This is a genomic window from Kitasatospora sp. Xyl93 (assembly GCF_055383135.1).
In genome coordinates, this window is sequence record NZ_AP029185.1 from 3,574,331 (window position 1) to 3,600,033 (window position 25,703).

The 25,703-nt window shown below is 72.6% G+C and carries 26 protein-coding genes; 10 read left to right on the top strand and 16 right to left on the bottom strand.

What is annotated here, in order from left to right; genetic code table 11:
• Positions 1 to 83 precede the first annotated feature (83 nt).
• Positions 84 to 731, top strand: a complete 648-nt coding sequence (locus ACZ5GH_RS15860; protein ID WP_387753078.1) for a TetR family transcriptional regulator — start codon at positions 84 to 86, stop codon at positions 729 to 731.
• Between the two features lie 239 nt (positions 732 to 970).
• Here the strand turns inward: ACZ5GH_RS15860 and ACZ5GH_RS15865 are convergent, their stop codons facing one another.
• From ACZ5GH_RS15865 to ACZ5GH_RS15890, 6 genes are all read right to left on the bottom strand, one after another.
• Complete coding sequence (locus tag ACZ5GH_RS15865; protein ID WP_387753075.1) at positions 971 to 1,918, bottom strand: beta-ketoacyl-ACP synthase III; 948 nt, start codon at positions 1,916 to 1,918, stop codon at positions 971 to 973.
• Positions 1,919 to 2,039: 121 nt separating this feature from the next.
• Complete coding sequence (locus tag ACZ5GH_RS15870) at positions 2,040 to 3,338, bottom strand: L,D-transpeptidase family protein (RefSeq protein WP_464334532.1); 1,299 nt, start codon at positions 3,336 to 3,338, stop codon at positions 2,040 to 2,042.
• A 116-nt stretch (positions 3,339 to 3,454) separates the two neighbouring features.
• Positions 3,455 to 4,618, bottom strand: coding sequence for an aminofutalosine synthase MqnE (mqnE, locus tag ACZ5GH_RS15875; RefSeq protein ID WP_359902873.1), 1,164 nt, complete (start codon positions 4,616 to 4,618; stop codon positions 3,455 to 3,457).
• A gap of 51 nt (positions 4,619 to 4,669) precedes the next feature.
• Positions 4,670 to 5,632, bottom strand: a complete 963-nt coding sequence (locus tag ACZ5GH_RS15880) for a threonine ammonia-lyase (protein WP_387753067.1) — start codon at positions 5,630 to 5,632, stop codon at positions 4,670 to 4,672.
• A 3-nt stretch (positions 5,633 to 5,635) separates the two neighbouring features.
• Positions 5,636 to 6,094 carry an Lrp/AsnC family transcriptional regulator gene (locus ACZ5GH_RS15885; protein ID WP_030055719.1) on the bottom strand — a complete coding sequence of 153 codons (459 nt, stop codon included), beginning with the start codon at positions 6,092 to 6,094 and terminating at the stop codon, positions 5,636 to 5,638.
• A gap of 119 nt (positions 6,095 to 6,213) precedes the next feature.
• Positions 6,214 to 6,888 (bottom strand): UbiX family flavin prenyltransferase, encoded by a 675-nt coding sequence (locus ACZ5GH_RS15890; protein WP_387753064.1) that lies wholly within the window; start codon positions 6,886 to 6,888, stop codon positions 6,214 to 6,216.
• A gap of 90 nt (positions 6,889 to 6,978) precedes the next feature.
• Here ACZ5GH_RS15890 and ACZ5GH_RS15895 point away from each other — a divergent pair, with 90 nt between their 5' ends.
• Both ACZ5GH_RS15895 and ACZ5GH_RS15900 read left to right on the top strand, forming a co-directional pair.
• The gene (locus ACZ5GH_RS15895) at positions 6,979 to 7,722 is read left to right on the top strand and encodes a cyclase family protein (protein ID WP_387753061.1); all 744 of its coding nucleotides are present in this window, start codon (positions 6,979 to 6,981) and stop codon (positions 7,720 to 7,722) included.
• A 58-nt stretch (positions 7,723 to 7,780) separates the two neighbouring features.
• On the top strand, positions 7,781 to 8,497 hold the full coding sequence (locus tag ACZ5GH_RS15900; protein WP_464334533.1) for an MOSC domain-containing protein: 717 nt from the start codon (positions 7,781 to 7,783) through the stop codon (positions 8,495 to 8,497).
• 157 nt (positions 8,498 to 8,654) lie between these two features.
• Here ACZ5GH_RS15900 and ACZ5GH_RS15905 read toward each other — a convergent pair whose 3' ends face one another.
• Positions 8,655 to 9,473, bottom strand: coding sequence for a TetR/AcrR family transcriptional regulator (locus ACZ5GH_RS15905; RefSeq protein WP_387753056.1), 819 nt, complete (start codon positions 9,471 to 9,473; stop codon positions 8,655 to 8,657).
• A gap of 101 nt (positions 9,474 to 9,574) precedes the next feature.
• On the opposite strand from ACZ5GH_RS15905, the gene ACZ5GH_RS15910 reads away from it, so the two are divergent.
• Together ACZ5GH_RS15910 and ACZ5GH_RS15915 are read left to right on the top strand one after the other, a co-directional pair.
• Positions 9,575 to 10,798 (top strand): FAD-dependent oxidoreductase, encoded by a 1,224-nt coding sequence (locus ACZ5GH_RS15910; RefSeq protein WP_387753054.1) that lies wholly within the window; start codon positions 9,575 to 9,577, stop codon positions 10,796 to 10,798.
• Positions 10,799 to 10,886: 88 nt separating this feature from the next.
• Positions 10,887 to 11,642, top strand: a complete 756-nt coding sequence (locus ACZ5GH_RS15915; RefSeq protein WP_464334534.1) for an alpha/beta fold hydrolase — start codon at positions 10,887 to 10,889, stop codon at positions 11,640 to 11,642.
• A gap of 40 nt (positions 11,643 to 11,682) precedes the next feature.
• Here ACZ5GH_RS15915 and mqnP read toward each other — a convergent pair whose 3' ends face one another.
• Positions 11,683 to 12,579: a menaquinone biosynthesis prenyltransferase MqnP gene (gene mqnP / locus ACZ5GH_RS15920; protein ID WP_387753048.1), complete on the bottom strand. Its 897-nt coding sequence runs from the start codon at positions 12,577 to 12,579 to the stop codon at positions 11,683 to 11,685.
• Positions 12,576 to 14,033 (bottom strand): menaquinone biosynthesis decarboxylase, encoded by a 1,458-nt coding sequence (locus ACZ5GH_RS15925; protein ID WP_387753045.1) that lies wholly within the window; start codon positions 14,031 to 14,033, stop codon positions 12,576 to 12,578. Before ACZ5GH_RS15925 ends, mqnP begins: the two co-directional genes overlap by 4 nt.
• 92 nt (positions 14,034 to 14,125) lie before the next feature.
• Here ACZ5GH_RS15925 and ACZ5GH_RS15930 point away from each other — a divergent pair, with 92 nt between their 5' ends.
• From ACZ5GH_RS15930 to ACZ5GH_RS15945, 4 genes are all read left to right on the top strand, one after another.
• Positions 14,126 to 14,551 carry a PLD nuclease N-terminal domain-containing protein gene (locus ACZ5GH_RS15930; protein WP_464334535.1) on the top strand — a complete coding sequence of 142 codons (426 nt, stop codon included), beginning with the start codon at positions 14,126 to 14,128 and terminating at the stop codon, positions 14,549 to 14,551.
• Positions 14,552 to 15,003: 452 nt separating this feature from the next.
• Positions 15,004 to 16,605: an acyl-CoA carboxylase subunit beta gene (locus tag ACZ5GH_RS15935; RefSeq protein ID WP_387753039.1), complete on the top strand. Its 1,602-nt coding sequence runs from the start codon at positions 15,004 to 15,006 to the stop codon at positions 16,603 to 16,605.
• An 86-nt stretch (positions 16,606 to 16,691) separates the two neighbouring features.
• Positions 16,692 to 16,901, top strand: coding sequence for an acyl-CoA carboxylase epsilon subunit (locus tag ACZ5GH_RS15940; RefSeq protein ID WP_387753037.1), 210 nt, complete (start codon positions 16,692 to 16,694; stop codon positions 16,899 to 16,901).
• 214 nt (positions 16,902 to 17,115) lie between these two features.
• Complete coding sequence (locus tag ACZ5GH_RS15945; RefSeq protein WP_387753034.1) at positions 17,116 to 17,727, top strand: ScbR family autoregulator-binding transcription factor; 612 nt, start codon at positions 17,116 to 17,118, stop codon at positions 17,725 to 17,727.
• Positions 17,728 to 17,830: 103 nt separating this feature from the next.
• Here ACZ5GH_RS15945 and ACZ5GH_RS15950 read toward each other — a convergent pair whose 3' ends face one another.
• Positions 17,831 to 18,475: a ScbR family autoregulator-binding transcription factor gene (locus tag ACZ5GH_RS15950; protein WP_387753031.1), complete on the bottom strand. Its 645-nt coding sequence runs from the start codon at positions 18,473 to 18,475 to the stop codon at positions 17,831 to 17,833.
• Positions 18,476 to 18,818: 343 nt separating this feature from the next.
• Here ACZ5GH_RS15950 and ACZ5GH_RS15955 point away from each other — a divergent pair, with 343 nt between their 5' ends.
• On the top strand, positions 18,819 to 19,964 hold the full coding sequence (locus ACZ5GH_RS15955) for a ScbA/BarX family gamma-butyrolactone biosynthesis protein (RefSeq protein ID WP_464334536.1): 1,146 nt from the start codon (positions 18,819 to 18,821) through the stop codon (positions 19,962 to 19,964).
• 6 nt (positions 19,965 to 19,970) lie between these two features.
• Here ACZ5GH_RS15955 and ACZ5GH_RS15960 read toward each other — a convergent pair whose 3' ends face one another.
• The 6 genes from ACZ5GH_RS15960 to ACZ5GH_RS15985 all read right to left on the bottom strand — a co-directional run bounded on the left by ACZ5GH_RS15960 (position 19,971) and on the right by ACZ5GH_RS15985 (position 25,634).
• Positions 19,971 to 20,357: a hypothetical protein gene (locus ACZ5GH_RS15960; protein WP_355256523.1), complete on the bottom strand. Its 387-nt coding sequence runs from the start codon at positions 20,355 to 20,357 to the stop codon at positions 19,971 to 19,973.
• 141 nt (positions 20,358 to 20,498) lie between these two features.
• Positions 20,499 to 21,626 carry a c-type cytochrome biogenesis protein CcsB gene (gene ccsB / locus ACZ5GH_RS15965; RefSeq protein WP_464334537.1) on the bottom strand — a complete coding sequence of 376 codons (1,128 nt, stop codon included), beginning with the start codon at positions 21,624 to 21,626 and terminating at the stop codon, positions 20,499 to 20,501.
• Positions 21,627 to 21,629: 3 nt separating this feature from the next.
• Positions 21,630 to 23,447 (bottom strand): cytochrome c biogenesis ResB family protein, encoded by a 1,818-nt coding sequence (locus ACZ5GH_RS15970; RefSeq protein WP_464336834.1) that lies wholly within the window; start codon positions 23,445 to 23,447, stop codon positions 21,630 to 21,632.
• Positions 23,444 to 24,217: a cytochrome c biogenesis CcdA family protein gene (locus ACZ5GH_RS15975; protein WP_464334538.1), complete on the bottom strand. Its 774-nt coding sequence runs from the start codon at positions 24,215 to 24,217 to the stop codon at positions 23,444 to 23,446. Before ACZ5GH_RS15975 ends, ACZ5GH_RS15970 begins: the two co-directional genes overlap by 4 nt.
• Positions 24,214 to 24,831 carry a TlpA family protein disulfide reductase gene (locus tag ACZ5GH_RS15980; RefSeq protein ID WP_464334539.1) on the bottom strand — a complete coding sequence of 206 codons (618 nt, stop codon included), beginning with the start codon at positions 24,829 to 24,831 and terminating at the stop codon, positions 24,214 to 24,216. Before ACZ5GH_RS15980 ends, ACZ5GH_RS15975 begins: the two co-directional genes overlap by 4 nt.
• Before the next feature lie 152 nt (positions 24,832 to 24,983).
• Complete coding sequence (locus ACZ5GH_RS15985; RefSeq protein ID WP_387753210.1) at positions 24,984 to 25,634, bottom strand: histidine phosphatase family protein; 651 nt, start codon at positions 25,632 to 25,634, stop codon at positions 24,984 to 24,986.
• Between the last annotated feature and the right edge of the window lie 69 nt (positions 25,635 to 25,703).

The following is a 25,703-nucleotide window of genomic DNA, read 5'->3' on the forward strand; positions in this document are numbered from 1 at the left end:
TCATGCCGCTATACCAACCCCCGTGCGGAGTAATAGTCGCATCACCGAATCGCGCCAAGATCGTGCCACGGTAAGCTGACGGCATGACAGGACAAGTTCGCACCGTCGACGGTCGCGTCGCCGGGCGACGCGGACAGGAGACGCGGCAGAAGCTGCTCGATTGCCTCCGCGAGATGCTCAGCACGTCGCCCTATCGGGACGTCAAGGTCATCGACGTCGCCCGTATGGCGGGTACCTCCCCCGCGACCTTCTACCAGTACTTCCCGGATGTCGAGGGCGCTGTCCTCGAAATCGCCGAGGAAATGGCCAAGGACGCCGACCAGCTCAAAGAGCTGGTGGCCGGAAAGTCCTGGGCAGGGAAGTCCGGACCGACCACTTCGGAAGAACTGGTCGACGGATTCCTCGCCTTCTGGCGCAAGAACGACGCCATTCTCCGAGTGGTCACGCTCGGTGCCGCCGAAGGGGACAAGCGGTTCTTCAAGATCCGCATGACGGTCCTCAACGCGGTCGCCAAGCCGCTCGCGGAGGCCGTCAAGGAACTCCAGTCGAAGGGTCAGGCCGACAAGGCGCTCGACGCGAACGCCGTGGCCGGGGCCCTGGTCTCGCTGCTCGCCTCGGCGGCCGAGCACCAGAAGGCCTTCACCTCCTGGGGCGTCAAGGTCAAGGACCTCAAACCCAACCTCGCTCCCCTGGTGTACCTGGGCGTCACCGGCAAGAAGGCGCCCAAGTAGGACCGTCCTCCGACCCACCATCCGCTCCGCGCGCAGCCCCGGCCTCCTGTCCGGGGACCGACGGACGGCGGCCGTGTCCTCGGGGGAGGTCCGCCGACGTACCGCTCGCGCGCCAGACATGCCGGTGGGCGGGCACCCGCGACAGGGTGCCCGCCCACCGGCATGTTCGCGTCCGCACGGCGTGCGGTGCCCTCGGGCGGCCCCGCGGCGCCGTCAGGCGGCCCCGGGGCGCCGTCGGGTCAGGGGCAGCGCACGACCTGGCCGGCGTAGGCCAGACCGCCGCCGAAGCCGAAGAGCAGGACCGGATCGCCGGGCGAGAGCTCGCCGCGCTCGACCAGCTTGGAGAAGGCCAGCGGGATGGAGGCGGCCGAGGTGTTGCCGGAGTGCACCACGTCCCGGGCCACCACCGCGTCCTCGCCGAGGCCCAGCTTCCGGGCGATCGCGTCGATGATCCGCAGGTTGGCCTGGTGCGGGACGAAGCCCTTCAGCTCGGCCGGATCGATCCCGGCCCGTTCGCAGGCCTGACGGGCCAGCGGGGCGAGCTGGGTGGTGGCCCAGCGGAAGACCGACTGGCCCTGCTGGCTGATCACCGGGTCCCAGCCGGTGATCACCACGGCGTCGCCCTTCTCCGGCTCGGAGCCCCAGACCACCGGCCCGATGCCGGGCTCGGCGCCGTCCTCCTGGGCCTCGACCACCGCGGCGCCGGCGCCGTCGCCGAAGATCACGCAGGTGGAGCGGTCGGTCCAGTCGAGCGTGTCGGACATCCGCTCGGCGCCGATCACCAGGGCGCGGCGGGCCGAGCCGGCCCGGATCGCGTGGTCAGCGGTCGCCAGCGCGTACGAGAAGCCCGAGCAGACCGTGTTGATGTCGTACGCGGCGGGCGAGCGCACGCCCAGCCGGGCGGCCACGGCGGCGGCGGTGTTGGGGCTGCGCTCGATCGCGGTGCAGGTGGCGACCACGACGAGGTCGATCTCCGCGGCGTCCCGGCCGCTGTTGGCGAGCGCCTTCTGCGCGGCCTCGGTGGCGAGGTCGACCAGGCTCTCGTCCTCGGCGATGTGCCGGGTGCGGATGCCCACGCGGGAGCGGATCCATTCGTCGTCGGTGTCGACGAGTGCCGCCAGGTCGTCGTTGGTGAGGACCTTGGGGGGCTGGTAGTGGCCGAGTGCCACAATGCGCGAACCGCTCATACTGCCATGGAACCGGGTTACCCGCTGGTCAGCATGGTATGACCGGTGACAGGATCCGCCCCCTCGTTCTGTAGGAGGTGGACAAGGCCCCTTGCGGGGCCCGGGTCCGCGTACGCCGAGGTCAGGCGGCCAGTGCGGCCGCGTCGCCCATCACGATGACCGGGTGGGCGGCCGGGTCCAGGGTGCGGATCAGCTGGGCCATCTTGTCCTCGGGGATCGACACGCAGCCGTGCGTCGGGCCGTCGTGGTCCACGTGGAGCCAGATGCCGCCGCCCTTCTTGGCGCCCATCGGGCGGCGCGGGTCGAGCGGGGAGTTGCCGGCGACGCGGTTGTAGTTGATCGCGACCACGTAGTCGAAGGAGCCGGCCAGCTGGTCGCCGAAGAAGCCCGTGCCGGAGACCACGAAGCTCGGGTCCTTGTCGTACGGGAGCCTGCTGCCCGGGTCCGCCTTGCGGCCGCCCGCGTCGGTGAGCTCGAACACGCCGATCGGGCTGCGCAGGTCGCCCTCGTTGTGGTCGGTGGTCCAGCCGTTCTTGCCGTTGTGGCCCTGCCAGGTCTCGCCGGCCAGCCAGCGGCCCTCGGGGGTGCGGGTCCAGAGGGTGACGCTGTTCTTGTCGGTGTTCTTGTCCTGGCCGGAGGCGACCACGACCTGGGTGGTCGCGGCGGGGATCTTCGCGGTGAAGGCCGCGCCGAGGCCGGGTATCGCGGCGACCGAGCCGTCCGGGCGGGTCTGGCTGCGGTCGGCGGCCGGGACCGCGGCCTGCCGGTCGGCGGCGGCCTGGGCGGCCGCGGGGTCCGGGGCGGGCTGGTCGGGCTTGCTGACGCCCTCCGGGCCGGGGCCGTCGGCGGTGGTGATGCCGGGCTTGGCGCCGTCCTGGCCGACGGCGTACCAGCCGGCGGTGGCGGCGACCAGCAGCGCGGTGCCGGCCATCACGGCCTTGCCGTGACGTTTCTGCTTGGCCTTGCGCCGCCGTCCCCGGGCCGCCGTCCGGGCGCCCGCGACCGGTGCGGTGGGCGCCGCGGCGAGCACGACGGGCTCGGGCTCGTACCCGGTTCCGGGAAGGGGCTCGTGGCCGGCTCCGGGGAACGGCTCGTGGCCGGCTCCGGGGAACGGCTCGTGAGCGGCTCCGGGGAACGGCTCGTGCACGGGCCCGGCCTCGTAGACCGAGGCGGGCTCGTAGCCGGCCTCGGCGCCGTACCGGACCGGCTCGGCCTCGTACGGCTGGAACGGCTGGTCGTACGCCGCGTAGTACCCGTCAGGAGCCTGCTCGTACGGCTGGTACCGGTCGTACGGGTGGTCCTGCCGGACCGGCTGCTGGTACGGCTGGAAGCCCTCGTACCGCTGCTGCGGCATCAGGTCGACCGGCTCCTGCATCGGCTGGTGCGGCGGGTACGCGGTGGCGCGATCAGAACCGGACATGCTGTCGATCCTGCCAAACGCCCTACCCGTTGGTAAACCCGGGCCTCGTGCGGAGGCCGTGAAGACAACCGCCGCCCGGGCCGTGGGGCGGCCGGGGCGGCGGGGAGCTTCGCAGGTCAGAGGCGCATCGCCTGCGGGGACTCACGGCGCATCGGGTCCGGCCCGTCGTACTCGCGGATGACCTCGTAGCGGGTGTTGCGCTCCACCGGGCGGAAGCCGGCGTCGCGGATCAGCCCGAGCAGGTCGTCGCGGCCGAGCTTGTTCGGGGTGCCGAAGTTGTCCGCGTCATGGGTGATCTTGTACTCGACCACCGAGCCGTCCATGTCGTCCGCGCCGTGGCTGAGCGCCAGCTGGGCGGTGGCGACGCCGTGCATCACCCAGAAGACCTTGACGTGCGGGACGTTGTCGAAGAGCAGCCGGGAGACCGCGAAGGTCTTCAGCGCCTCGGCGCCGGTGGCCATCTCGGTACGGGCCATCAGCTTGTTGCGCACGACGCCGTCCTTGGAGTCGTGGAAGTCGTGCTGGTAGCGCAGCGGGATGAAGACCTGGAAGCCGCCGGTCTCGTCCTGGAGCTCGCGCAGCCGCAGCACGTGGTCCACCCGGTGGCGGGGCTCCTCGATGTGGCCGTACAGCATGGTCGCCGGCGTCTTGAGGCCCTTGCTGTGCGCGAGGCGGTGGATCCGCGACCAGTCCTCCCAGTGGGTGTCGTGGTCGACGATGTGCTGACGGACCTCCCAGTCGAAGATCTCCGCGCCGCCGCCGGTCAGCGACTCCAGGCCGGCGTCGATCAGCTCGTCCATGATCTCGTCGGCGGACAGGCCGCTGATCTTCTCGAACCAGTGGATCTCGGTGGCGGTGAAGGCCTTCAGCGAGACGTTCGGCAGAGCGGCCTTCAGCTCCCGCAGCGAACGCGGGTAGTAGCGCCACGGCAGGGTCGGGTGCAGGCCGTTGACGATGTGCAGCTCGGTGAGGGACTCGACCTCCATCGCCTTGGCGAGGCGGACGGCCTCCTCGATGCGCATCGTGTACGCGTCCTTCTCGCCCGGCTTGCGCTGGAACGAGCAGTACGCGCAGGACGCGTTGCACACGTTGGTCATGTTGAGGTGGCGGTTGACGTTGAAGTGGACGACGTCGCCGTTCTTCCGCGTCCGCACGTGGTGGGCCAGCCCGCCCAGCCAGGCCAGGTCGTCGCTCTCGTAGAGCGCGATCCCGTCCTCGCGGGTCAGCCGCTCACCCGCGTAGACCTTCGCCTCCAGCTCGCGCTTGAGCCCTGCGTCCATGCGGTGCCCCGCCTCCTCCGACTTCGATTCCTTGCCGGAACGAGCGTACGCCTATGCCGAGAGCAGCTCGGCGAGCAGTGTCGGGTCGATGTTGCCACCGCTGACCACGGCCGCCACCGCCTGGCCGCCGGTTTCGGCGGCGCGGTGGAAGTAGGCGGCCGGGGCGACCGCCCCGGAGGGCTCGGCGACGAGGCGTCCGCGGCGGGCCAGCACGGCCACGGTGGCGCGGATCTCGTCCTCGGTGACGGTGACGATGTCGTCCACGTAGGCGGTGACGTGCTCGAACGGCAGCACGCCGAGCGAGGGGGTGCGCAGCCCGTCCGCGATGGTCCGGTAGGTGTCGGCGACCGGCCACTCGACCCGGCGGCCGGCCCGCAGGCTGGCCCGGGCGTCGGCGGCCAGCTCGGGCTCCACCCCGATCACCCGGATGCCCGGGCGGGTGAGCTTGAGCGCGGCCGCCGTCCCGCCGATCAGGCCGCCGCCGCTGACCGGCACCAGGACGGTGTCCAGCTCGGCCGGGGCGTCCTCGGCGATCTCCAGCCCGACCGTGCCCTGGCCCGCGATGATGAACGGGTCGTCGTACGGGGGCACCCACACGTAGCCGTGCTTCTCGGCCAGCTCGGCGGGCAGGGCGTCCCGCTCCGCCGGGGCGACCAGGATCACCTCGGCGCCGAACGAGCGGGTGGCCTCCACCTTCACCGCGGGCGAGGTGTCCGGCATCACGATCACGGCCTTGATGCCGAGCGTCCGGGCCGCGTACGCCACCGCCTGCGCGTGGTTGCCGCTGGACTGGGCGACCACGCCCCGGGAGCGCTCCTCCTCGGTGAGCGCGGCCAGCCGGTTGTAGGCGCCGCGGGTCTTGAAGGCCCCGGTCGGCTGGAGGTTCTCGGGCTTCAGCCAGAGCCGCCGCTCCCCCTCGGCCGCCCAGGGGGCGGGAACGAGCGGGGTGCGCACGGCGACCCCCGCGATCCGCTGCCGAGCCGCGCGCAGCTCCTCCAGACCGACCAGTGCCATACGTCACTCTCCTACAGGAGGAAGTTCACTCACCCGGTTCTCCCACTTGGTGGAGAGTACGACGGTGGTGCGGGTCCGGGCCACGCCTTTCGTGCCCGAGATCCGCTTGACCACCGACTCCAGGCCGGCCACGTCGGCCACCCGCACCTTCAGCATGTAGGAGTCGTCGCCGGCGATGAACCAGCAGTCCTCCACCTCGTTGAGGTCCTTCAGCCGGAACGCGACGTCCTCGTGGTCCGCCGCGTCGGTGAGCTGAAGGCCGATCAGGGCCGTGACGCCGAAGCCGAGCGACGCCGGGTTGACCGTCGCCCGGTAGCCGGTGATGACCCCGGCCTGCTCCAGGCGGTTGATCCGGTCCGTGACGCTCGGGCCGGAGAGCCCGACCAGGCGGCCCAACTCGGCGTAGGACGCGCGGCCGTTCTCCCGGAGCGCCTGGATGAGCTGTCTGTCCACCGTGTCCATATACCGTCCGCGTCCTTCCGAACCTCACCAGACCCACAGATCATTATCCGGATTCAAAGGCGCTGTGCGCCGACCGACCCGGATATCGCAGAGAAGATACTCTCCCGCCCTCGGTCCGCTTACTCCCCCTCAGGCCGTGGGCCCCCGCCGGCCGCCGGTTTGCGGGCGGCCGCCCCCAACTCCCCTTCCCAGCGCAGGTACAGGGAATGCGGCACGTCGACGGCGTCCAGCACCCGTCCGGCCACGAAATCCACGAGTTCGCGCACGGTGGAGCCGCCGGCGTAGAAACCGGGTGAGGCGGGCAGGACGACCGCCCCCTGTGCGTCGAGCTCCACCAAGTGCTTCAACGTCACCCCGTTGAGTGGTGTCTCGCGCACGCAGACGACGAGCGGACGGCGCTCCTTGAGGGTGACGCTGGCCACGCGCTGCAGCAGGTCCTTGCTCAGGCCGAGCGCGATCCCGGCCACCGCGCCGGTGGTCGCGGGCACCACGAGCATGCCCTTGGCCGGGTACGAGCCACTGGACGGGCCGGCCGCGAAGTCCCCGGCGGGCCAGTAGCGGACGGCGTCCAGGCCTTCGTCGCTCCCGAGCCAAGCGGCGAGGTCGGCGCGCCAGTGGGCGTCCCGGAAGGAGATGCCGGTCTCGTCCAGGATGGTGAGCCGGGCGGCGCGGCTGACGATCAGGTCCACCGCCTCGCCGGCGGCCAGCAGCGCGCGGATCACCGAGGCCGCGTACGGCGTCCCCGACGCCCCCGAGACCCCGACCACCCACGGTTGACGCTTCGCAGTTCCCATGGGGCAATTCTGTCCCGGCCGCACCAGCGCGTTCGGCCCGGGCGGGCCGGGAGGGGCCCGGAAGCGCCCGGCCCCTGGGAGGATGGGCGCATGGCAGCGACCCTCGTCGACCTCACCCATCAGGTGACCACCGCGATGCCGGTCTACCCCGGCGACCCGGCCGTCCTGCTGGAGCCCGCGCTCACCACGGCCACCGCCGGGGTGAACGTGCTGGCCCTGCACCTGGGCTCGCAGTCCGGGACCCACGTGGACGCGCCCTACCACGTGGACGTCACCTGGCCGACCCTGGACGGGCTGCCGCTGGAGCGGTTCACCGGCCCCGCCGTGGTCGCCGACCTGCGCGGACTGGAGCCCCGGACGGCCGTCACCCCCGAACTGCTGGCGCCCGCGCTGGAACGGGCCGCCGAGGGCACCGTGCTGCTGCTGGCCACCGGCTGGGCCCGGCACTGGGGCACCGACACCTACCTCGCCCACCCCAGCCTGACCCCGGCCGCCGCCGAGGCGATCGTCGCCGCCGGGGTGCGGACGGTGGGGGTGGACGCGCTCAGCGTCGACCCGACCCCGGACCCGGGCCCGGGCGACCCGGCGGTGGCCGCCCTGCTCGCCGACCTCACCGACGAGCACGACCCGGACACCGCCGACGAGCCGTCGCTCGCCGCCCACCGGGTGCTGCTGGGGGCGTCCGGCGGCGGGGTGATCGCCGAGAACCTGACCGACCTCCGGCCGCTGCTGGCCGCCCAGGAGGCCGGTCTGCCGGTGGAGGTCTCGCTGTTCCCGCTGCGGCTGGTCGCGGCGGACGGCGCTCCGGTGCGGGCGGTGGCCCGGCTGGGCTGAGGCACCCCGGAGACTTGGTCTAGACCATCCCCCGTCAGCGCCAGTACGCTTTCCGGCCATGGCAGAGATCATCGGAGTGATCGAGCGACTCTGGCGCTACCCCGTGAAATCCACCGGCGGCGAGCGGCTCGACTCCGTCGAGGTGGACGAGCGCGGCCTGGCCGGCGACCGCCTCTACGCCGTCCGCGACGCGGCCGGGCGGCTCGGCTCGGGCAAGAACACCCGCCGCTTCCACCGGATGGACGGCCTGCTCCGCCTCTCCGCCCGGCTCGGCCACCGGATCGACGGCCCCGAGCTGGTCGACCCGCTCGGCCGCCCGGTCGACCGGCCGAACGCCTTCCTGCGCGCCTACCTCCAGCGCGCGGACGTCGAACTCGCCCGCGAGGACGCGGTGTCGCACTTCGACCAGCTGCCGGTCAGCGTGCTCAGCACCGCCACCCTGGACTGGGTCCGCGACGCCGTCCCCTTCGCCGTGATCGACGAGCGCCGGTTCCGCCCCAACATCGTGCTGCGCACCCCGCCGGGCACCCCGCCGTTCGTCGAGGACGCCTGGCTCGGCCGCCGGGCGTCCGGCGAGGCCCCCGGCAGCCCCCGGCTCTCCTTCGTCGCCTCCAGCGAGCGCTGCGCGATGACCGGCGCCCCGCAGCCGGGGCTGCCGCACGCGCCCGAGATCCTCAAGGCCGTGGTGCACGCCCACGACGGCCGGCTCGACGCCCTCGCCGAGGTCGCCGCCCCGGGCCGGCTGCGGGTCGGCGACCGGCTGGTCCTGGACTGATCACCCTCCTCGCGAGCGGCTGACCATTCGTCACTCCGCCTGCGGCGCCAGGGGATTGACCGGCCCGCGGGTTCCACCCCCGCGGCTGCGGACCAGGCGGAAGAAGGGCCCGGCCGGGTGCCGGTCACGGCCCCCCTCAGGGCGGCCACGGCCTTCCTCAGGGGGCGTCGACGTCGCGCCCGGATTCCGCCGCCTCCGCCGCCGGGAGGGCCACCGCCCGCAGGTAGGCGTCGACGAAGATCTCGACGGCCTCGTCCATCGGGGGCATCCCGGCGCCGCCCGGGACGGACTCCAGCACCGGCCGCATCAGGACGTGGTTGAGCAGCGGACCGAGCAGCAGCTGGACCAGCACCGGGGTGGGCAGCGGCCGCAGCCGGCCGGCCCGCACGTGCGGCCGCAGCAGCCGGTCGAGGCTGTCGAGCACCCGCGGCAGGCTGCCGGCCATCACCCTGGCGGCGGGGCCGTCCGGGCGGCCGAAGAGGTCGGCGAAGACGGCGGGGACGATCCGCGGCTCGTGCGCGAAGGCCGCGAGGAAGGCGGCGTGCAGCGCCCGGACGGTGTCCTCCAGGCGCTCCGGCGGGTCGGCCGCGAGGGCCTCCAGGCCGGGCAGCGCGGAGTGCCGCGCGAAGACGGCGGAGAGCAGGCCGTCCCGCCCCTCGAACACCGTGTGCAGGCTGGGCAGCGAGCAGTCGGCCCGGTCCGCCACCGCGTCCAGGGTGACCCCGGCCAGGCCGCGCTCGGCCACCAGCAGCGCGGCCGCCTCGATCGCCCGCTCGCGCACCGGCGGCCGCCCGCCCGGATCCACCCCCGACTCGCGGACCGCCTCGTCCAGTGCCGCCCGGGAGCCGCCGAGCCGGCGCAGCAGCGTGCTGCGGGAGATCCCGGCCGCCGCGGCGATCGCCGTCAGCGGGACGTCGGCGACGTCCTGGCCCCGTTCCTTCGCGGCCGCGAGGGCGGCCGTCACCAGCTCCTTCATGTGGAGCATCGTACTACTTGACACCTGGGACGGTTCCAGAGAGTCTGTATAGGCAAGTTCCATACGGACAGTGGTCGATCGAACACTGAGAGGGGAGAGCCATGAGCGTCGTGATCTCCGGGGGCGGTCCGGCCGGAATGATGCTGGGTCTGCTGCTGGCACGCGCCGGCGTCGAGGTGACCGTGCTGGAGAAGCACGGGGACTTCCTGCGCGACTTCCGCGGCGACACCGTCCACGCCTCCACCGTGCGGCTGATGGACGAACTCGGCCTCGGCCGGAAGTTCGCCGCCCTGCCGCAGAGCCGCCTCGGCGACCTGGTCGTGCGGGTGCCCGGCGCCGCGCCCGTCGCGCTGAGCGCCTACGAACGGCTGCGGCCCCCGTACAACTACATCGCGATGATCCCGCAGTGGGACCTGCTGAACTTCCTGGCCTCGGAGGCCCGGCGGGAGCCCACCTTCACCCTGCGGATGAACACCGAGGCCACCGGCCTGCTCCGGGACGGCGGCCGGGTGGTCGGCGTCCGGTACCGCACCCGGGACGGCGAGGAGGGCGAACTGCGCGCCGACCTCACCGTCGCCGCCGACGGCCGGCACTCCGCCCTGCGCCGGGCCGCCGGACTGACGCCCGAGGAGTTCCCGGTGCCCTTCGACGTCTGGTGGTTCCGGCTGCCCCGGCACCCCCACGAGCGGTCCGCACCGCCCAGCGTCGTCCCCGGCTTCGGGCACCGCGACATCGCCCTGAGCCTCACCCGGGACGACTACTTCCAGATCGCCTACTTCCGGACCAAGGGCGCCGACCCGCTGCTGCGCGCCGAGGGCATCGAACGGTTCCGCGCCCGGATCGCCGAACTGCTGCCCCGGTACGCCGACCGGGTCGACCAGCTGGCCGGCCTGGACGACGTCCACCTGCTCGACGTCCGGCTCGACCGGCTGCACCGCTGGTACGCCGACGGGCTGCTGCTGATCGGCGATGCCGCCCACGCGATGTCCCCGGCCGGCGGGGTGGGCATCAACCTCGCGATCCAGGACGCCGTCGCGGCCGCCACCCTGCTCGCCGAACCGCTGCGCCACGGCCGGCCGACCACCGCCGCGCTCGCCCGGGTGCAGCGGCGCCGGTGGCGGCCGACGGTGATCACCCAGCGGATGCAGCGGGTCCTGCACGACGTCATGTTCGAGCCGGTGCTCAGCGGCCGCCGGGTCGGCCCGCCGCGGCGGCTGGTGCTGCTGGCCCGCTTCGCGCCCGGCTTCCGGCAGCTGGTCTCCCGCCTGATCGCCCTGGGCCCGCTCCCCGAGCACGCCCCGGCGTTCGCCCGCCGCGACGCCTGAGCCGCCACGGCCCGTACGCCGCTCCCCGCTTCCCCCTCCCCCCGAACCGTCCGTTCGGGCGGGCGGCTCGCGGGGAACGACGGCTGGCATGACGATCCCTCACCGCTCGACCGGAACCGGCGACCACCACGTCCTGGTCCTGCACGACTGGTTCGGCACCAGCGCGGGCTGGGGCCCGTTCCTCGACTACCTCGACGGCGACGCCTTCAGCTACGCCTTCCTCGACTACCGCGGCTACGGGCAGCGCAAGGACGTCCCCGGCGCGTACACGCTCGCCGAGATCGCCTCCGACGCGCTCGCCCTGGCCGACCAGCTCGGCTGGGACCGCTTCTCCCTCGTCGGCCACTCGATGGGCGGCAAGGCGGCCCAGCAGGTGCTCGCCGAGGCTCCGCTGCGGGTGCGCAAGCTGGTCGGCCTGGCGCCGGTGCCGGCCGGGGCGTACCCGCTGGACGCGGCCGGGGAGGCGCTGTTCTACGGCGCCGCCGAGGACCGCGGGAAGCGCCTCGCCATCCTGGACCTGGTCACCGGCCGACGGGCCGGCCGGGTCTGGCTCGACCGCATGGTCGACCAGTCGCTGCGGCTGTCCACCCCCGAGGCCTTCGGCGGCTACGTCCGCGACTGGGCTACGGCCGACCTGGAGCGCCGGATCAGCGGCAACCCGGTGCCGGTCAAGGTGATCGTCGGCGAGCACGACCTCGTCCTCACCGCCGACGTGATGCGCGGCACCTTCCTCAGCCACTACCCCCACGCCGAACTGGAGGAGCTCGGCGGCAGCGGGCACTTCCCGATGTACGAGGCCCCGGTGGCCCTGGCGGTGTCGCTGGAGGGCTTCCTGCACCACTGAGCGCAGGCCGACCGGCCGGGGTTCCGGGCGGGGGCGGGCGTCAGATCCCGAGCCCGCGGACGACCAGGTCCACCAGGGCGAAGAAGAACAGCGAGATCCCCACGAAGCTGTTGGTCTGGAAGAACGCCCGGTTGAGCTTCGACAGGTCGTTCGGCTTCACGATGGTGTGCTCGTACACGAACGCGCCCGCGACGACCACCAGGCCGATCCAGAACGCCGGTCCGGCGTCCGTGCGGAGCGCGAACCAGCCCAGCAGGAGCGTCGTCAGGAGGTGGCAGACCCGCGCGCCCCGGACGGCCGCCGGTACGCCGTAGCGCGCCGGCACCGAACGCACGCCGTTCTCGCGGTCGGACTCGACGTCCTGGCAGGCGTAGATCAGGTCGAAGCCGCCGATCCAGATGCCGACCGCGACGCCCAGCACGACCGCGTCCCAGGACCACGTGCCCGTCACCGCGAGCCAGGCGCCGACCGGCCCCATCGCCTGGGCCAGGCCCAGGATCGCCTGCGGGAAGTCGGTGAACCGCTTGCCGTACGGGTAGACCACCATCGGCACCACGGCGACCGGCGCGAGCGCCAGGCAGAGCGGGTTGAGCATCGCGGCCGCGCCGAGGAAGACCACCAGGGCGACGGCCGAGCCGACGTACGCGGTCTTCAACGACACCGCGCCGGTGACCAGTTCGCGGGTGGCGGTGCGCGGGTTGCGGGCGTCGATCTCGCGGTCGATGATCCGGTTGGCCGCCATCGCGAAGGTGCGCAGCCCGACCATGCAGACGGTGACGACGAACAGCTCGCCCCAGTGCACCCGCCGGTCGGCGAGGAACATCGCCGTCAGCGCGGCGATGTACGCGAAGGGCAGGGCGAAGACCGAGTGCTCGATCATCACCAGGCGCAGGAAGGCCTTCGTGCGCCCGGGGGTCTCGACGGCAGCCGTGCTCACAGTCCGTACTCCTTCCAGCGGCGCGAGACCAGGGCGGCCGTCGCCGGGTCCGAGGACACCATCTCCGGCCAGCCGCCGTCCCGGGTGTAGCCCTCCTCGGGCAGCTTGCGGGTCGCGTCGATGCCGGCCTTGCCGCCCCAGAACTGCTGGTACGAGGCGTGGTCCAGGTGGTCCACCGGGCCTTCGACCACGGTGAGGTCGCGGCTGTAGTCGACGTTGCCGAAGGCGCGCCAGGCGACTTCCTGGTAGTCGTGCACGTCGCAGTCGGAGTCCACCACGATGATCAGCTTGGTCAGCGACATCATGTGCGCGCCCCAGATCGCGTGCATCGTCTTCTGGGCGTGCTTGGGGTACTTCTTGTCGATCGAGACGATCACGCAGTTGTGGAAGCCGCCGGCCTCGGGCAGGTCGTAGTCGACGATGTCCGGGATGATGATCTTCAGCAGCGGCAGGAAGAACCGCTCGGTGAACTTGCCGAGCGGGCCGTCCTCCGTCGGCGGGCGGCCGACCACGATGGACTGGAGGATCGGGCGGCGGCGCATCGTCACGCAGTCGATCTTCAGTGCCGGGAACGGCTCCTGCGGGGTGTAGAAGCCGGTGTGGTCGCCGAACGGGCCCTCGGGCAGCATCTCGCCGGGCTCCAGCCAGCCCTCCAGCACGACCTCCGCGTCGGCCGGGACCTGGAGCGGCACGGTCTTGCAGTCGACCATCCGGACCCGCTCCCCGGCGACGAAGCCGGCGAAGAGGTACTCGTCGATGTCCCCGGGCAGCGGCGCGGTGGCCGCGTAGGTGACGGCCGGCGGGCAGCCGAAGGCGATCGCGACCGGGAGGCGCTCGCCGCGCCTGGCCGCCACCGCGTAGTGGTTGCGGCTGTCCTTGTGGATCTGCCAGTGCATGCCGATGGTGCGGCGGTCGTGCCGCTGGAGGCGGTAGAGGCCCAGGTTGCGGATGCCGGTGTCCGGGTCCTTGGTGTGGGTCAGGCCCAGGTTGAAGAACGAGCCGCCGTCCAGCGGCCAGGTGAAGAGGGCGGGCAGCGCGTCCAGATCGACGTCGTCACCGGTGAGCACGACCTCCTGCACCGGGGCGTCGCCGGACTTCACGTGCCGGGGCGGGACGTGCGCCATCGATGCGAGCTTGCCGAAGGCGTCGCGGAAGCCGGTGAAGCCCTGCGGCAGCTCCGGCTTGAGCAGGCCGGCGATCTTCTCTGAGATGTCCTCCGGGCCCTTGAGGCCCAGCGACTTGGCCAGCCGCCGTTCGGTGCCGAAGACGTTCATGGCCAGCGGCATCGACGAACCCTTGACGTTCTCGAAGAGCAGCGCCGGGCCCTTGGCCTTCTGCACCCGGTCGACGATCTCGCCGATCTCCAGGTGCGGGTCCACCTCCGCCTTGATGCGCTTGAGGTCGCCCTCGCGGTCGAGGGCGCGGAGAAACGAGCGGAGATCGTCGTATGCCATGCCTGTCAGTATCCGCCACCCGATAGCCTGGCCGGGTCAAGGGCCCCTGGAAGGCGCCCGCCACCGTCGTCGCCCGGGGGGAGATCCCAGCCGTGCCGAGGATTCTTCTGACCATCATCCTTCCGCTCGCGCTCTGGGTCTGGGCGTTCGTGGACTGCCTGACCACGCCCGAGGACGAGGTGAAGCACCTGCCCAAGGTGGTCTGGGTGCTGATCGTGCTGCTCTTCCCGCCGCTGGGCCCGATCGCCTGGCTGATCGCCGGCAAGCAGCGCGGCTTCCTGCGGACCGCGGCCGCCGGGGCGGCCGACCCGGGGTACCCGGCCGACGACCGTCCGGGCCGCCCGGCCCCGCGCGGCGGGCGCCCGATGGCGCCGGACGACGACCCCGAGTTCCTCGCCTCGTTGAAGAAGAGCGACAAAGACCACGAGGACATGCTCAAGCAGTGGGAGGCCGACCTGCGCCGCCGCGAGCGGGAGCTGCGCGACCGCGACGAACCCGAGGACGGCAGGAAGAGCTGATCGGAGCGGGTCCGCCCGCTCGCTCGGACAGCCCACCCCCACCGCGCGGGGTGGGCTTCGGTGTTTTTGGTGCTTCTCTACGATTGCTCAATCCCTCGGCCGGTCGGCGAACCCCTGGCCACCGGGCTGGAGTGGACCTTGAGCGGCCCCCGAGAGGACCGGCCCGGGGCACCGGCAGACGGTCCTGACCTGCACTTTTCTTCATGCTCAGATCATCGGACCATCATCTGTTCGACAACCCCCGGTATCCGGATGAACACCGAGCGCACGGTGATCGGGTCGACCGCTTCTGTAAGGGCCTGACAGCTAAACGAACCCGACCTTGTACGGAATCGACGCCGAAACCAGCGCACGGCCCCTCGTACAGTCATAAGTGAAGAAAGTGATTCGCAGCCGGGGGCACAGCAGACGTTGGCTGTCGGACAGTTCCCTCACCCTTGGAGTGGTTCGAGATGACGGTTGTGCATGAGGCGCCGGTCGACGGCGAGGTCCCGGAGGTCCCGGCTGACGCCCACGGGCGGGTCGCCGAGCTGCACGAGCTCCGTGAGAAGGTCCGCCGCGGCCCCAGCGACAAGGCCACCGAGGCCCAGCACGCCAAGGGCAAGCTGACCGCCCGCGAGCGCATCGAGCTGCTGCTGGACGAGGGCTCCTTCCAGGAGGTCGAGCCGTTCCGCCGGCACCGCGCCCAGGGCTTCGGCCTGGAGGCCAAGAAGCCGCACACCGACGGCGTGGTCGTCGGCTGGGGCACCGTCCACGGGCGCACCGTCTTCACGTACGCGCACGACTTCCGGATCTTCGGCGGCGCGCTGGGCGAGGCCCACGCGCAGAAGATCCACAAGATCATGGACATGGCCATCGCGGCCGGCGCCCCGCTGGTCTCGCTGAACGACGGCGCCGGCGCCCGCATCCAGGAGGGCGTCACCGCCCTGGCCGGGTACGGCGGCATCTTCCAGCGCAACACCAAGGCCTCCGGCGTCATCCCGCAGATCTCGGTGATGCTCGGCCCGTGCGCCGGCGGCGCCGCGTACTCCCCCGCGCTGACCGACTTCGTCTTCATGGTCCGCGAGACCTCGCAGATGTTCATCACCGGCCCGGACGTGGTCCAGGCGGTGACCGGCGAGAAGATCACCCAGAACGGCCTCGGCGGCGCGGACGTGCACGCCGGCGTCTCCGGCGTCGCCCACTTCATCTACGACGACGAGCAGTCCTGCATCGAGGAGGTCCGCTACCTCCTGTCGCTGCTGCCGCAGAACAACCGCGAGATGCCGCCGTCCGTGATGAGCGACGACCCGGTCGAGCGGCGCAACGACAGCCTGCTGGACCTGGTGCCCGCCGACGGCAACCGCCCGTACGACATGCGCAAGGTGATCGAGGAGATCGTCGACCACGGCGAGTACCTGGAGGTCCACGAGCGCTGGGCCACCAACGTGCTCTGCGTGCTCGCCCGGATCGACGGCCACGTCGTCGGCATCATCGCCAACCAGCCGCAGTCGCTGGCCGGCGTGCTGGACATCGACGCGAGCGAGAAGGCCGCCCGCTTCGTCCAGATGTGCGACGCCTTCAACATCCCGCTGGTCACCCTGCTCGACGTCCCCGGCTTCCTGCCCGGCGTCGACCAGGAGCACGGCGGCATCATCCGGCACGGCGCCAAGCTGCTCTACGCGTACTGCAACGCCACCGTGCCGCGCATCTCGCTGATCCTGCGCAAGGCCTACGGCGGCGCCTACATCGTGATGGACTCCCGCTCCATCGGCGCCGACCTGTCCTACGCCTGGCCGACCAACGAGATCGCCGTGATGGGCGCCGAGGGCGCGGCCAACGTCATCTTCCGGCGCGAGATCAACGCCGCCGAGGACCCGGACGCCATGCGCGCCCAGAAGATCAAGGAGTACAAGAGCGAGCTGATGCACCCGTACTACGCGGCCGAGCGCGGCCTCGTGGACGACGTCATCGACCCGGCCGAGACCCGTCGGGTGATCTCCGCCGCCCTCGCCATGCTCCGCACCAAGCACGCCGACCTGCCCAGCCGCAAGCACGGCAACCCGCCGATGTAGCGGCGCCTCCCAGCGCACCCGCTCCACAGCAGCAGCCCGCACCGGGCACCCACTCAGACCACAGCCACCGGGGGAGAAACCAGGACATGACCGCTTCCGCCGAACCCCTCGTCCGCATCGTCCGCGGCACTCTCACCGACGAGGAACTCGCCGCCCTGACCGCCGTCCTCGCCGCGCGCGCCGCCGCCGCGCAGCAGGCCGCCGCCGCCGCGCCGATGGAGCCGATCGCCAACTGGCAGCGCCTGGAGCGCCGGCCGGCGTACTACTCGCCGTTCAGCTGGCAGCAGGCGGCCTGACCGCCCGAGCCGACGGCCGGCCACCCGAACGGGGTGGCCGGCCGTCGGGCTTTTCCCGGGAGCCGCGCCGGCCGGGCCCCCGCCCGGTCGGCCGGGGCCGGAGGGGGCCGCGGAGGGCTCGGTAGGATACCTGCTGGGCGGTACGCGTCCGCCGCCCCGTCCGCCCCCACGGGACCGGCCGCTGCCGGGACCAGAACCTTCCAGGGAGGCTGCGATGGCCAGGCAGGCCCGCGCGCTGGCGACCCGCCAGGCGGTACTCGTCGCGGCGGCCGAGGTGTTCGACGAGCGGGGCTACGCCGCCGCCACGATGGCCGAGATCCTGGACCGGGCCGGCGTCACCAAGGGCGCGCTGTACTTCCACTTCCACTCCAAGGAGGACCTGGCGCTCGCCGTCATCGAGGGGCAGGGCGCCTGGATCTCCGGGTGGGCACCGTCCTCGGACAGCCCGGTGCAGAACCTCATCGACCTCGGGTACGCCTTCGCCCGCGCGCTCCAGACCGACCCGCTGGTGCGCGGCAGCATCCGGCTGACGATCGAGCACGGCAGCTTCACCCAGCCGCAGATCGCGGCCTACCAGGGCTGGATGGACACGGTCGGCGCGCTGCTGGAGCGCGCCCGGGAGGCCGGCGACCTCCACCCGGGGGTCGACCTGACCGCGGCCTCCGGGGTGATCACCGGGGCCGTCACCGGCATCCAGCTGAGCTCCCAGGTGCTGGCCGACCGGCAGGACCTGGTCCAGCGGATGTCCGACCTCTGGACGCTGCTGCTGCCCGGCCTGGTCCAGCCGCACGCGCTCGCCCGGCTGAGCGTCGCCGAGCGCGCCTGAGCCGTCGGGCGCGCCTGAGCCCGTCCGATGCGCCCGGGCCGTCCGACGCACCCCGGGCCACCGGGCAGGCCGGGTCACCGGACGGCCCCGCGACCGCGCCGGATCAGACCCGGTAGCCCGCCCGGTGCTCCGCCGCCACCAGGGCCGGCAGCGCGGCCGTCCAGAGCCGGCTCACCTTCTCCGGCCCGGGCGCGCCGGCCTCCTCGTCCCCGAGCAGCACCTGGCCCGCCGCCACCGCGGTGAGCAGTTCGGCGGCGGCCCGCCGGTCCACCCCGGGGCCCAGCTCACCGGCCTCGGCGGCGCGGTCCAGCAGCCGGTGGACGACGGCGGTGAGGCTGCGCCAGGCGACGTCGGCGGCCACCGGGGCGGACCGGCCGGACGGCCCCTCCAGGACGCCGTCCCGGCGCCGGCCCTGCTGGACCAGCCGGACACCGGCCCGCACCACCACGTCCTCCCGCAGCATCCGGGCCAGCTCGTGGGAGAAGTCGATCAGGCCCTGGAGCGCCGGGCCGTCGGCCCGCAGCGCGCGCAGCGCGGCCGAGCCGACCTCCCGCCCGGAGGCGCGGCGCACCCCGTCGGCGAGGGCCTGCTTGGACACGAAGTGGAAGTAGAGGGCCCCCTTGCTCACCCCGGCCCGACGGCTGATGTCGACCAGGCTGGCGGCCTCGAAGCCCACCCGCGCGAAGGTCTCCGCGGCCGCGAGCAGTACGGCCTGCCGGGTCCGCCCGGCCCGTTCCTGCTTGACCACTGGCCCCCTCCGGACTCGACCGGGCGCGATCCCCGCCCCACCCGGCTGCTGTCGGCGCGCCCCGCGAGGCGGCGCCGCATGCGGACGGGACGCCCGAAACCGCATGGTTGGTATCTAATCTAGCGCCTGCTTCGCCCCCGCCGTCCAGCGGGGACGGCCCCCCACCGATGGTCCGAGGTCCGCCGAACGGGCATTCCCCCAGCGCACGGGCCAGGTAGCGTGGTGGTACCGGCGAGTGCGGCCCGGGCACCCCGGTCGGCAAAGACAAACCGGGTGGTATGTATGTTTTGCTCGGACGGCCGTGGCGGCCGCTCCGACCGACACCCTGAGGCGGGGGCCAGTCATGCCATCGATCGTAGAGCCGGACCCGCGCGGCCCGTACGCCCACCCCGGCCCGGGCAGCGGTGGCGGCCTCGACTTCCACGACGGCCCCGCGACCGGCTACGACTTCCACGACCGGACCGTCTCCCGGCACCTGGTGCACCGCACCGCGGTCTCCGAGGTGTTCCTCACCGGCTGGCGGTCCACCGGCCCGTACGGTTTCCTGCTCGGCGCCCAGTGGCCCCGGCTGCACGGCTTCTACCGGCTCCCCGGGGACCGCTACCACGACCCGGTGCTGCTCGCCGAAACGATCCGGCAGGCCGGGCTGCTGATCGGCCACGCCGGATTCGGGGTGCCGCGCGGCCACCACTTCGTGATGGAGGACCTCTCCTACGCGCTCGACGGATCCGGGCTGCCGGGCCTGGCCGTCACCACCGGCCCCGCCTCGCTGATGCTGGCCGTCGACTGCGAGGACGTCCGGATGCGGCACGGCGAGCTGGTCTCGCTGCGGGTGTGCGTCGACGTCACCCGGGACGGCCGGCCGATCGGCCGGGGCACCGGCCGGCTGCGGGTGGTCTCCCCCGCCTCGTACGCCCGGCTGCGCGGCCCCGGGCGGCGCACCGCCGCGCCACGGCCGCCGGCGCCCGCCGCCCCCGAACTGGTCGGCCGCGCCCAGCCCGCCGACGTGGTGCTCAGCCCGACCCTCGCCCCGGACACCTGGCTGCTGCGCGCCGACGCCACCCACCCGGTGCTGTTCGACCACGAGCTGGACCACGTGCCCGGGATGCTGGTGCTGGAGGCCGCCCGGCAGGCCGCCCAGCGGCTGCGCCACCCCGAGCCGGTGGTGCCGGTCGAGCTGGTGACCTCCTTCGAGAGGTACATCGAGCTGGACCGTCCCTGCCTCGTCCGGGCGGTCCCCGAACCCATCGCCGGACCGACCTCCGGGCCGGCCGCCGGACCGACTGCCGCGCCCGCCGCGGCGGGCGCCCGGCAGCCGGTACGGGTCCAACTGCTCCAGGACGGCCTGACGGCGGCCGAGTGCCTGCTGCTCACCGCGCCGCTGGACGGCCCGGCCGAGGGCCCGGCGGTACCGGCCCAGCGGGACGCCTACGACGGCCGCCCCGCCGCGCCGGGCCTCGGCGGCACCCGGCTGCCGCTGGCGAGCTGACCCCCGTCAGGCGGCCACCAGGGCGGCCGGCCGGCCCGCGTGCATCACGCTGAGGTTGGTCGCCAGCCGGACCGGGTCCTGGGCCAGCCAGAGCCGCAGCGCCGCGCCCAGGGCGGCGCTGGCCGACTCGATCCGGACGTCGGTGATCTGCGCGATCCGGGCCGCGCCGGGCACCAGCAGGTCGGCCAGCGGGGTCGGCAGCCACACCGTCAGGGCGCACGGCGCGGGCACCGCCAGCGCCCCCAGCAGCCGGTAGGCGTCCCCCGGCGCGCTGAGCGTGGGGATGATGTCCAGCAGCGCGTCGGACACCACCTCGGACACGTCGCTCCGGTGTCCCTGGGCGAGCCGGCGGAGCAGCATGCGCTCGGCGGCGGTGATTCGGACGGTCAACATGACCTCGTCGCACTCCATTGCGCGATTTCCTCCTCAGTTCCCTCTCGCACCGACCGGCGGCCGGCGCGCACTACCCCTGTTGCACCTCGGCCCGGCTACCTGTGGGAGAGGGCCGGGCCGGTGGGTGGTCGTGTGTCCCGGTCAGATCCCCGCGTAGGAGTGCTTTCCGGTGACGAAGATGTTCACGCCGTAGTAGTTGAAGAGCCAGCAGGCGAACGCCGCCAGCGCCAGGTAGGCGGCCTTGCGGCCCTTCCAGCCGGCCGTCGCCCGGGCGTGCAGGTAGCAGGCGTAGGCGACCCAGGTGATGAACGACCAGGTCTCCTTCGGGTCCCACTCCCAGTACTTGCCCCAGGCCGCCTCGGCCCAGATCGCGCCCGCGATGATGGTGAACGTCCACAGCGGGAAGACCAGGGCGTTGATCCGGTACGACAGCTTGTCGAAGGTCGACGCGGCGGGCAGCCGGCGCCAGATCGAGGCCGAGGTGCCCAGCGGGCCGGTGGTGAGGCCGGCCGCCGTCCGCTTGTCGAAGGAGTCCTTGCCGAGGTAGAGCAGCGTGGCGATGAACGCCGCGTAGAAGGCGCCGCCGCAGAAGATCGCGGTGGAGACGTGGATCGCCAGCCACGGCGAGTGCAGCGCCGGGACGAGCTGCTCGGAGTCGGTGTAGAGCACCGTGGTGGCGATGCCGAGGGTCAGCAGCCCCGCGAGGACGACCGGCAGACCCAGCCAGCGGACGTTCTTCCTCGTGGCCAGCAGCACCAGGTACGCCGCCGTCATCGCGAAGGCGAAGGCGCAGGAGAACTCGTACATGTTGCCCCACGGCCAGCGGGAGACCGAGAGGCCGCGGGTGACGATCCCGCCCGCGTGCAGCAGGGCGGCGAGCACGGTGAGCGAGACGGCGATCCGGCCGGCCAGGTCGGCCCGCTCGCTGGTGCCGGCCGCGCCCGGGCCGTCCTCCTCGTCCGCGCCGCGCCCGCTGGTGACCACCGTCGCGCCCTCGCCCGCGACCGCGGTGCGGGTGAGCGTGGTGGTGCCGCCGCCGGCCCCCGCCACGGTGACGGTGACCTTCCTGGCCTTCGGCCCGGCCGTGGCGACGGTCTCGCCGAGGCTGACGGCCTGCTCCTTCGAGCGGACGGCGACGGCGCCCTTGCTGCCGAAGGTCCACTCGATCATGTGGGCGAACATGGCGAGCGTGTAGACCACCATCGCCGAATAGATCAGCTTGTTGGAGAGGTCGGCCAGCTGGGGGTCGACCGCCGAGGCGAGTTGCACCGTCTACTCCTTGGAGTTCTGGTCGGCAGGGACTGCGGGGGCTGAGGCCTCGGCCTCGGGGTCGTCGGACACCGCGTCGGGAGCGGCGGCGGAGCGCTCGGTGCCGTCCCCGTCCTCCTCCGCGGAGGCCGGGGCGTCCTCCTTCGTGGAGGCCGGGGCGTCGTCCTCCTCGGAGGCCGGGGCGTCGTCCTGGAGGTCGACCGCCAGCTCCGCCAGCTCCTCGGCGATCTTCGCCGACTCGCTGCGGGCCAGGCCGGCCAGCTCCACCTGGGTGCCGCCGCCCGGCAGGGCGACCGCCCGCACCCAGATCCGGCGGCGCTGGATGAACAGCGAGCCGATCAGACCGAGGATCGCCAGCACCCCGCCGGCCAGGGCGATCGAGTTGCCCGGGCGGTGCGTGACGTTGAAGCTGGCCCACTGCTTGTAGCCCTCGAAGGTCACCGAGCCGTAGCCGTCGGGGAGCTCCCAGCCCTGGCCGGGCTTGAGCCGGGCCTTGGCCGGCTCGCCGTCCCGGGTGAGCTGGGTGAGCTTGCGGGTGTTGAGCTGGTAGACGTTCTGCGGCAGGCCGGAGTCGGTGCCGAGGTCGCCCGCGAAGGCGTTCAGCACCAGCTCGGGGGCGGCGTCACCGGGGAACAGCGAGACCGGGCCGGTGCCCTCGAAGCTCAGCGGGGCGGTCGGCAGGAAGAAGCCGGAGAAGCCCAGCTGGGTCTTGTTGCCGTCGGGGCCGGTGCCGTAGTCGGAGACCTTCACGACACCGGTGGAGGTGAGGTTGCCGTCCTGCGGCAGGAACGGGACGGCGCCCCGGTAGACGACGTCGCCCTTGCCGTTCTTGACGGTGATGACCGGGGCGTAGCCGTGGCCGATCAGGTAGACCTTGCTGCCGCCGACCTCCAGCGGGTGGTTGACCTCGATCGTCGACTTCTTCAGCTTGGACTCGTCGCTGCCCGCGTAGTACTCGACGTTCGCGGTGAACTGCCGGGCGGCGCCGATCTGGTCGCCCTTCTCCTGGAACTTCGAGGTGAAGCCGTTCAGCTTCAGGTAGAAGGGGTCGAGGTCCTGGCTGCCGTAGAACCGGGTGCCGTTGAAGTCGTCGAGCTGGGTGATGGTGTTGGAGTAGCCCTCGCCCTCGATCATCAGCTTGCCGCCGGTGCCGGCGGCCAGGCTGGACCAGGCGAAACCGCCGAGCAGCGCGAACAGCGACAGGTGGAACAGCAGGTTGCCGACCTCGCGCAGGTAGCCCTTCTCGGCCGCGACCGAACCGCCGGACAGGTGCGCGCGGAAGCCGCGCCGGCGCAGCAACCGGTGCGCGGCGGCGTTCACCCGGTCGGCTTCCGCGTCGGTGCGCCAGGCGGCGTGCACCGGCATCCGGGTCAGGTTGCGCGGCGCGGCCGGCGGCTGGGAGCGCAGCACGCCGACGAACTGCCAGGTGCGCGGGACGATGCAGCCGGCCAGCGAGACGAACAGCAGGATGTAGATCGCGGAGAACCAGACCGAGCTGTAGACGTCGAACAGCTGGAGCTTCTCGTAGACCGGGGCGACGGTGGCGTGCTGCGCCTTCCAGGCCTCGACCTTCAACTGGCCCTGGCCGTTCTGGTACTGCGGGATCAGCGAGCCGGGGATGGCCGCCAGCGACAGCAGGAAGAGCAGGATCAGGGCGACCCGCATGGACGTCAGCTGGCGCCACATCCAGCGCGCCCAGCCGAACGTCCCTATGCCGGTCGGGCCTTCGGACTCGACCGGCGCGGTGCTGAGCCGCTCGGCCGCGCCGTCGTCCGGCGCCGGGGGCTGCTCGGTCTCGGTCGTGGTGTTGCTCACGGTCAGATTCCGATCTGGAAGTCGGCGGTCCAGGACTGCAGCTGGCTCATCATCGAGTCCCAGATCCCGGTGACGAGCAGCAGACCGACCGCGACGAGCATGCCGCCGCCGATCCTCATGACGAGCGGGTAGTGCCGCTTGACCCAGCCGAAGGCGCCCAGCGCCCGGCGGAAGGCCACCGCGGCCACGATGAACGGTACGCCGAGGCCCAGGCAGTAGAAGGTCATCAGCATGGCGCCGCGCGCGGCGTCGGCCTGGTTCAGCGCCAGGTTCTGGACGGTCGCCAGGGTCGGGCCGATGCACGGCGTCCAGCCGACGCCGAAGACCACGCCCAGCAGGGGGGCGCCGAGCAGGCCGACCGCCGGACGGCGGTGGGAGCGCATCTCGCGCATGCTCAGGCCGGGGACGAGGCCCATGAAGGCGAGGCCCATCACGATCGTCACCGCCCCGAGCACGATCGAGATGACCCGCTTGTGCTCCTGGAGGGTGTCGCCGAACTGCCCGAACAGCGCACCGCCCGAGACGAACACGGCGGTGAAGCCGAGGATGAACAGCGTCGCCCCGAGCAGCATCCGGCCGCGCCGGGCGCCGCGCGCGTCCGCGAGGTCGGCGGCGGAGAAGCCGGTCACGTACGACAGGTAGCCCGGGACGAGCGGCAGCACGCAGGGCGAGAAGAACGACACCAGCCCGGCCACCAGCGCGATCGGCGCGGCCACCAGCAGCGCCCCGCTCTGGAGCGTTCCGGTGTTGTCGGCGAGCTGCTGCGGCAGGCTCACTGCTTCTGCTCCGCGACCACCGGCTGGAGGATCGACTCCAGCGCGTCCTCGGTGGTGCCGCCGACGGCGCGGGCGGCCAGCCTGCCGTCCCGGTCGACGATCAGGGTGGTCGGGATGGACTGCGGGTTGAGGCTGCCCTTGGGGAACTTGAGCAGCTGGGTGCCGGCCGGGTCGAAGAGGCTCGGGTAGGTGACGCCCTGCTCCTGCTCGAAGCGGACGGCGTTCTGCTTCTCGGTGTCCCGGGTGTTGATGCCGAGGAACTGGACGCCCTGGTCCCTGTACTTCTCCGAGACGTTCTGGAGGCTCTTGGCCTCGGCCCGGCACGGGCCGCACCAGGAGCCCCAGACGTTCAGCACGACGACCTTGCCCCGGTAGTCGGAGAGCTTGGCCGGGGTGCCCTCCAGGGTCTCCCCGGAGATGTCCGGCGCGTCGCCGCGCTTGCCCGCCTCCGCCTTCGACAGGTTGGTGCCCTTGACCGTGACGAAGCCGACCTGGCCCTCGCCGCCGCCCGACGAGCCCGAGGAGGAGCAGCCGGTGAGGGCGAGCGCGGCAGCGGCGACGGTGACGACGGCTGCTGCGGCGACACGGGGACGGGGGCGCGTCATGGCAGACATGTGAAAAGTTTCGCATGGAGTTCCGGGCAGGTTCGCCGGGGTCCTGCCTTGCGCGTCGCACCCCGTCTGACCTGCGACGACTTCGGGTCACCCGGCACGTGCCAGGTGACCCGAAGTCATACTTACGCACCGCTTACGGGAGGGGCGGAAGGCTAGGCGCCGAAGCTCTTGCCCACCGGCTTGTCCCCCTTGCGGCCCTTGCCCACCAGGTGCGCGGGCAGCAGGTCGCGGGCCGGCTCGCGGTAGCCGACCGAGACGATCCGGTCGTCCTCGAAGGTGAAGCTGGTCAGCGAGGCCAGCGAGCACTGCCGGTTGCGCGGGTCGTGCCAGAGCCGGCGGCGCTCCACGAAGGAGCGCAGGATCCAGATCGGCAGCTGGTGGCTGACGCAGACCGCCTCGTGCCCGCGCGCGGCGTCCCGGGCGGCACCGATCGCCCCCATCATCCGCACCGCCTGGTCGAGGTACGGCTCGCCCCAGGAGGGCTTGAACGGGTTGGTGAGGTACTTCCAGTAGCCCGGGTTGCGCAGCGAACCGTCGCCGACCCCGAAGGTCTTGCCCTCGAAGACGTTCTCCGCCTCGATCAGCCGCTCGTCCTCCGCGACGGCCAGGCCGTGCGCCTCGGCGATCGGCTCGGCCGTCTCCTGGGCCCGCTCCAGCGGGGAGGCCACCACGTGGGTGACGTCCCGGTCGGCCAGGTCCTCGGCGACCCGCTCGGCCATCTTCCGGCCCAGCTCGGACAGGTGGTAGTCCGGCAGGCGCCCGTACAGGACGCCCTCCGGGTTGTGCACCTCGCCGTGCCGCATCACGTGGACGACGGTGATCTCTTTGGCGCTCACTTCTCGACTGCTCCTGGGGAATCGGGTTCGGGCCGC

What these genes read in the sequence shown, in the direction of transcription:
- ACZ5GH_RS15925 (WP_387753045.1), bottom strand. Translation starts at nt 14,033, where the DNA reads ATGGCATACGACGATCTCCGCTCGTTTCTCCGCGCCCTCGACCGCGAG.
- ACZ5GH_RS15865 (WP_387753075.1), bottom strand. Translation starts at nt 1,918, where the DNA reads ATGAGCGGTTCGCGCATTGTGGCACTCGGCCACTACCAGCCCCCCAAG.
- ACZ5GH_RS15935 (WP_387753039.1), top strand. Translation starts at nt 15,004, where the DNA reads ATGACGGTTGTGCATGAGGCGCCGGTCGACGGCGAGGTCCCGGAGGTC.
- ACZ5GH_RS15905 (WP_387753056.1), bottom strand. Translation starts at nt 9,473, where the DNA reads ATGAAGGAGCTGGTGACGGCCGCCCTCGCGGCCGCGAAGGAACGGGGC.
- ACZ5GH_RS15860 (WP_387753078.1), top strand. Translation starts at nt 84, where the DNA reads ATGACAGGACAAGTTCGCACCGTCGACGGTCGCGTCGCCGGGCGACGC.
- ACZ5GH_RS15910 (WP_387753054.1), top strand. Translation starts at nt 9,575, where the DNA reads ATGAGCGTCGTGATCTCCGGGGGCGGTCCGGCCGGAATGATGCTGGGT.
- ACZ5GH_RS15960 (WP_355256523.1), bottom strand. Translation starts at nt 20,357, where the DNA reads ATGTTGACCGTCCGAATCACCGCCGCCGAGCGCATGCTGCTCCGCCGG.
- ACZ5GH_RS15885 (WP_030055719.1), bottom strand. Translation starts at nt 6,094, where the DNA reads ATGGACACGGTGGACAGACAGCTCATCCAGGCGCTCCGGGAGAACGGC.
- ACZ5GH_RS15900 (WP_464334533.1), top strand. Translation starts at nt 7,781, where the DNA reads ATGGCAGAGATCATCGGAGTGATCGAGCGACTCTGGCGCTACCCCGTG.
- ACZ5GH_RS15890 (WP_387753064.1), bottom strand. Translation starts at nt 6,888, where the DNA reads ATGGGAACTGCGAAGCGTCAACCGTGGGTGGTCGGGGTCTCGGGGGCG.
- ACZ5GH_RS15940 (WP_387753037.1), top strand. Translation starts at nt 16,692, where the DNA reads ATGACCGCTTCCGCCGAACCCCTCGTCCGCATCGTCCGCGGCACTCTC.
- mqnE (WP_359902873.1), bottom strand. Translation starts at nt 4,618, where the DNA reads ATGGACGCAGGGCTCAAGCGCGAGCTGGAGGCGAAGGTCTACGCGGGT.
- ACZ5GH_RS15915 (WP_464334534.1), top strand. Translation starts at nt 10,887, where the DNA reads ATGACGATCCCTCACCGCTCGACCGGAACCGGCGACCACCACGTCCTG.
- ACZ5GH_RS15985 (WP_387753210.1), bottom strand. Translation starts at nt 25,634, where the DNA reads ATGCGGCACGGCGAGGTGCACAACCCGGAGGGCGTCCTGTACGGGCGC.
- ACZ5GH_RS15955 (WP_464334536.1), top strand. Translation starts at nt 18,819, where the DNA reads ATGCCATCGATCGTAGAGCCGGACCCGCGCGGCCCGTACGCCCACCCC.
- ACZ5GH_RS15895 (WP_387753061.1), top strand. Translation starts at nt 6,979, where the DNA reads ATGGCAGCGACCCTCGTCGACCTCACCCATCAGGTGACCACCGCGATG.
- ACZ5GH_RS15980 (WP_464334539.1), bottom strand. Translation starts at nt 24,831, where the DNA reads ATGTCTGCCATGACGCGCCCCCGTCCCCGTGTCGCCGCAGCAGCCGTC.
- ACZ5GH_RS15870 (WP_464334532.1), bottom strand. Translation starts at nt 3,338, where the DNA reads ATGTCCGGTTCTGATCGCGCCACCGCGTACCCGCCGCACCAGCCGATG.
- ACZ5GH_RS15880 (WP_387753067.1), bottom strand. Translation starts at nt 5,632, where the DNA reads ATGGCACTGGTCGGTCTGGAGGAGCTGCGCGCGGCTCGGCAGCGGATC.
- ACZ5GH_RS15945 (WP_387753034.1), top strand. Translation starts at nt 17,116, where the DNA reads ATGGCCAGGCAGGCCCGCGCGCTGGCGACCCGCCAGGCGGTACTCGTC.